Source organism: Tautonia sociabilis (assembly GCF_003977685.1).
GTDB classification, from domain to species: domain Bacteria; phylum Planctomycetota; class Planctomycetia; order Isosphaerales; family Isosphaeraceae; genus Tautonia; species Tautonia sociabilis.
Window position 1 is genome coordinate 1 of the sequence record NZ_RYZH01000106.1, and the last position, 4,329, is coordinate 4,329.

Consider the following 4,329-nt stretch of genomic DNA (forward strand, 5'->3'; position numbering starts at 1 on the left):
GGGGTTAACCGGCCGGATACCAGAACTCGCCGGATCATTATGCAAAAGGCACGCGGTCAGGCGGAGCAGTGCTCGTCGCCCTCCCACCGCTTGTAGGCACGGGGTTTCAGGTTCAGTGTCCTCCCCTTGTCGGGGTTCTTCCCACCATTCGGTCGCCCTACTGGGTTCACTATCGGTCGTCGCCCGGTACTTAGCCTTGCGGGATGGTCCCCGCCGATTCGGGCCGGGTTTCACGTGCCCGACCCTACTCGGGTACCACTCTCGGAGGACAGAATCCGTCACCTACGGGACTTTCACCCCCTGCGGTGCGCCGTTCCAGGCGGCTTCGGTTGAATCGCCAAAGCTCAGCGGACCGGCCCGCCGAGGGTGACCGAACGCATGAGAGAAAGCCGGGCTGGCGGGCCGGGTCCGCTGCAGCGCGAGGTTAGGCGGGGCCATGCTCCCGCTCAGCCTCCGCGATCCGACGATCCAGGTAACGGACGTTGAGCCAGTCGCCGACGAATCCGAACCAGACCGCCACCAGCATGAACAGCGAATAGCCTCACCCGGCGGTGGGGTCCTCGGCGACGTACAGCAGGGCGAGGACCACTAACGTACCCAGGATGCCGAAGAGGGCCGCCGGCCGGAGCATCGCACGCGACTGCGATCGGTACTTGCGCCATCGGTGCAGCTCCGTCTGGCTGACCACGGTGAAGCCCCCGCCGCCTAACGCCCAAGCTCAGCGGACCGGACCGCCGAGGGTAAACCAACGCATGAGAGAAAGCCGAGCTGGCGGGCCGAGTCCGCTGCAGCGCGAGGTTAGGCGATTCATCTCATCGAAAATTTTACAATAATATGGAATTAATAAAATATAAATATTATTTATGTTTTGCCCCTCGTTTCTCACGGATCACGATGCGATCATGCAACACGCCCGGCTCCCCTCCCTGGCACCAGACGAGAGCGTCATGCCGTTCGATGGCGTATAGCCCTGTCAACCAAGTGTGCCAGGTGCGCCGCGCGTATGCCCGTTCGACGTGGTTGTATTCCTCGTTACCTACGAGTGTCGCGACAGGTCCTTCGGGGACGACGGTGTCCTCACGGAAGGTCTTCTGGAGGTCGGCCTCTGCCGCCCTGATTGAATTAAGTTCGGTCGCACGCCAGCCATGTTCTGATACCGAAGGCCTCCCGGTATAGCCGCCGCCGTGGACCAGCAAGATGTAGTTACCGCACAAGACAAGCGAGGCGACGAATGCCCCGACCGCGTACACAGTGAATAAGGTGTTCGACTTGCAGAGAAACCCGACAACCAAGACGCCTGCCAGAGGCACCAGCCATTCGATGACGGGGGATCCGGGTGCGGACAGGAGGAGACGCGTCAGAACTGCAAGCACCAGGAACGGCGACACCGCGAGCAGGATGTGGCTCCACGGCCGATGCTTCGGATGCCCCGGCTTGAGCGACGCACCTATGAGCGCGAAGACCACAATGAGACCCAGTAGGCTGAGATGTAGCGTCATGTCACCCTCCTTATCCGGCGCGGCGGAGCATCCGTCTGCCACACCGCACCAAGAGGTCGGATCAGTTCCACGGCCCGATGACCCAGCGAGTGCCCGGGATGCCGATCACAAAGAAGGTGAAACCGGAAACGGTCGTGCCGTTCCCGAGCGTGCTCTTCAAGGTCTTCGCGAAACCGTAGCTGTTGCAACCGCGGAGGCTGATGTGGCTCCCGGGGCCGGTGACGTCCCGGAGGAGGGCAGTGACGTCGTGGTTGCCGATCATCATCATACCCCCGAATCGAGGGTCAGCCGTCAGGAACTCGCCGTGATCGCCGACCTCGATACCGTCAGGACCCGCGTGGCCCTTGAGGATGAGCCATTCGATCTTCTCGCCCGAGGCGCGCACCTGCTGGAGGACCGTGACCAGCTCGTCAGCGGTCTCCGGCGCGAATTCGGCGCCGCTAGTGGTCTTCAACCAGATCTCCGTTTGATCAATCCAATCGACGCCCTTGCCGTCCTTGGTCTTCGTGCCACCGAGAATGAACTCGCTCTGGACGGTCTTGATCCCGTCCGTGACGCTGACCGTCATGGTGAGCGTGGGAGCAAAGTGGAGTTCGCCGCCAGTGAAGAAGTCGGTCAGCGTGCGGCCATCGGTGACGACGACCCGCCCATCCGGCCTGACCTCCAAGCCCGTCGCCGCGCCCGAGAAAACGAGCGGGTTGACCTCGTAGGTGTCATGTGCGACGAGCTGTCCAAGCACCTCGCCTGTCTCGAAGAGGTAGCCGTCAGCCTCCGCTTCCCGCTCCTCGTAATAGTACACGGTCTCCGCGAAGACGGGATCGACATTAACGACATCGATGTACACGGTGGCCTCGTCCGAGGCGCCGTCCATGGTCGCCGTGTAGCGGAACGAATCTTGACCTACGAACCCCGGGCTCGGCGTGTAGATGAAGCTTCCGTCGGGTTGAAGCTCGACCGTTCCGTTCGACGGCCCGCTCGCGAGCGAAGCCGTCAGTTCGCTGGAGCCGGGGGAGCAGTTCGGGTCCGAGTAGTGGTAGCCGTAGTCGTTCTGAAGGACATTCCCGGTAGTGCCAGAATCGTGCGGCGTCCAGGAGAAGTCGTCCCCTGCCTCAACGTAGGCGCACAACAATGCACGCCCCTCCAAAACCTCCAGAACAGGTCGCTTGCCGTTGCGTCGCCCGCGCATGTTGTCTCTCCTGAGCCGAAGGGTTGATCTGGACACTTCACTGGACCACGATGGTGGCCCCAAGAGGAGTGTCCGAGATGTCGAAGTCGAAGCCCGATCGTGAGGCTCCCGAGCGGGGCCGCTTCTCCGCCAGGCGGAAGACCGAGGCCGTCGTCCGCCTCCTGCGGGGAGAGGACCTGGAGACCGTCTCCAGGGAGCTGGGCGTCACCGCCGCCACCCTCTCCTCCTGGCGGGACGCCTTCCTCGACGGCGGCCGGGCGGCGTTGAAGAGCCGGCCGGCCGACGACCGGGACGAGCAGATCGCCCGCCTTCAGGCGAAGGTGGGCCAGCTCACCATGGATAACGAGCTGCTCGACCTGAAGTGCCAGCACCTGGAGAGTGGCCGCCCTTTTGCGTCGAGGAGGCGGGGCACCTGAGCCGCTCCGCCTCCCCCTCGACCGGCCGGCCCTATGGCCTGCAGCGGGTCTGCCGCATCTTCGGCATCGCCCGCTCGACGACGTACTACCTCAAGGCCCGTGACGCCGTGCCGCCCGAGCGACGACCCGTACCCCGCAAGCGGGGCCCGGTCGGGGCCGGGACCGATGAGGAGCTGGTCGGCCACATCCGCCGGGTGCTGGCCGAGAGCCCGTTCACCGGCGAGGGCTACCGCAAGGTGTGGGCCCGGCTCCGCCATCAGGGCATCCGCACGGCGGCCGAGCGGGTGCGGCGGCTGATGCGGGAGCACCGCCTGCAGGCCCCCCGACGCCGAGGCCATCCCCACGGCCCGAAGGCCCACGACGGGACGATCACCGCCGAGGAGCCCGACCGCATGTGGGGCACCGACATGACCACGACGGTGACGACCATAGAGGGCACCGTCCACGTCTTCGTGGCGGTGGACCACTGCACTTGCGAGTGCGTCGGGCTGCACGCCGCCAAGGCCGGTAACCGCTTCGAGGCCCTGGAGCCGCTCCGCCAGGGCGTGCGGGAGCACTTCGGCGACTTCGACCGTGGCATCGCCCCCGGCCTGGCGATCCGCCACGACCACGGCAGTGCCTCCATGAGCGACGACTTCCGCCGGGAGCTGGAGTTCCTGGGCATGGCCAGCTCGCCGAGCTTCGTGCGGGAGCCCGAGGGGAACGGCTGTGCCGAGCGATTCATCCGCACGCTCAAGGAGCAATTGCTGTGGGTGCGGGCTTTCGCCACGGTGGCCGAGCTGGCCGAGGCGTTGCGGGAGTTCAAGCGGACCTACAACGAGCGGTGGCTGATCGGCCGCCATGGGCACCGCACCCCGAGCGAGGTGCGTCGTGACCTCGCCGCTGGCCTACCGACGGCGGCGTGAGTACCATCAAGACCCCGTCCAGACAACTCAATGGCGATACACAGTGTCTCAGTCCCAGTGTGGCGGGCCACGCTCGCACGCCCGCTAGGCGTCAACGGCTTGGTGGGCCGTTACCCCACCAACAACCTGATACCACGACGGCCCGTCCCGCGGCGGAGTCTCACCTTTAGCCCGGCCGGGATGTCCCGGCCCGGCATCATGGGGGATTACCCACAGTTTCCCGTGGCTGTCCCCCTCCGCGGGGTTGGTTGCCGTCGCCTTACTCACCCTTTCGCCACGCCCCCAAGGGGCGTCCGACTTGCATGCCTAATCCACGCCGCCAA

General features: G+C 65.2%; 3 protein-coding genes, 1 rRNA gene, 1 pseudogene and 1 other annotated feature. Of the genes and pseudogenes, 1 reads left to right on the plus strand and 4 read right to left on the minus strand.

The features are described from left to right. The 4 genes from TsocGM_RS26665 to TsocGM_RS25450 all read right to left on the minus strand — a co-directional run. Nucleotides 1-540: ribosomal RNA gene (locus TsocGM_RS26665) — 23S ribosomal RNA — on the minus strand; the annotation flags it as partial. 1 nt (nucleotide 541) lies between these two features. Next, nucleotides 542-688, minus strand: coding sequence for a hypothetical protein (locus TsocGM_RS26385; protein WP_158633764.1), 147 nt, complete (start codon nucleotides 686-688; stop codon nucleotides 542-544). Between the two features lie 169 nt (nucleotides 689-857). After that, nucleotides 858-1,499 carry a hypothetical protein gene (locus tag TsocGM_RS25445; protein ID WP_126728272.1) on the minus strand — a complete coding sequence of 214 codons (642 nt, stop codon included), beginning with the start codon at nucleotides 1,497-1,499 and terminating at the stop codon, nucleotides 858-860. 61 nt (nucleotides 1,500-1,560) lie between these two features. Then, nucleotides 1,561-2,685, minus strand: coding sequence for an Ig-like domain-containing protein (locus TsocGM_RS25450; RefSeq protein WP_126728273.1), 1,125 nt, complete (start codon nucleotides 2,683-2,685; stop codon nucleotides 1,561-1,563). Nucleotides 2,686-2,762: 77 nt separating this feature from the next. Between TsocGM_RS25450 and TsocGM_RS25455 the strand changes: the two are divergent. Then, nucleotides 2,763-4,006: pseudogene (locus TsocGM_RS25455) on the plus strand (IS3 family transposase). 20 nt (nucleotides 4,007-4,026) lie between these two features. Beyond that, nucleotides 4,027-4,317, minus strand: a sequence feature (16S ribosomal RNA rRNA prediction is too short). Nucleotides 4,318-4,329 lie beyond the last annotated feature (12 nt).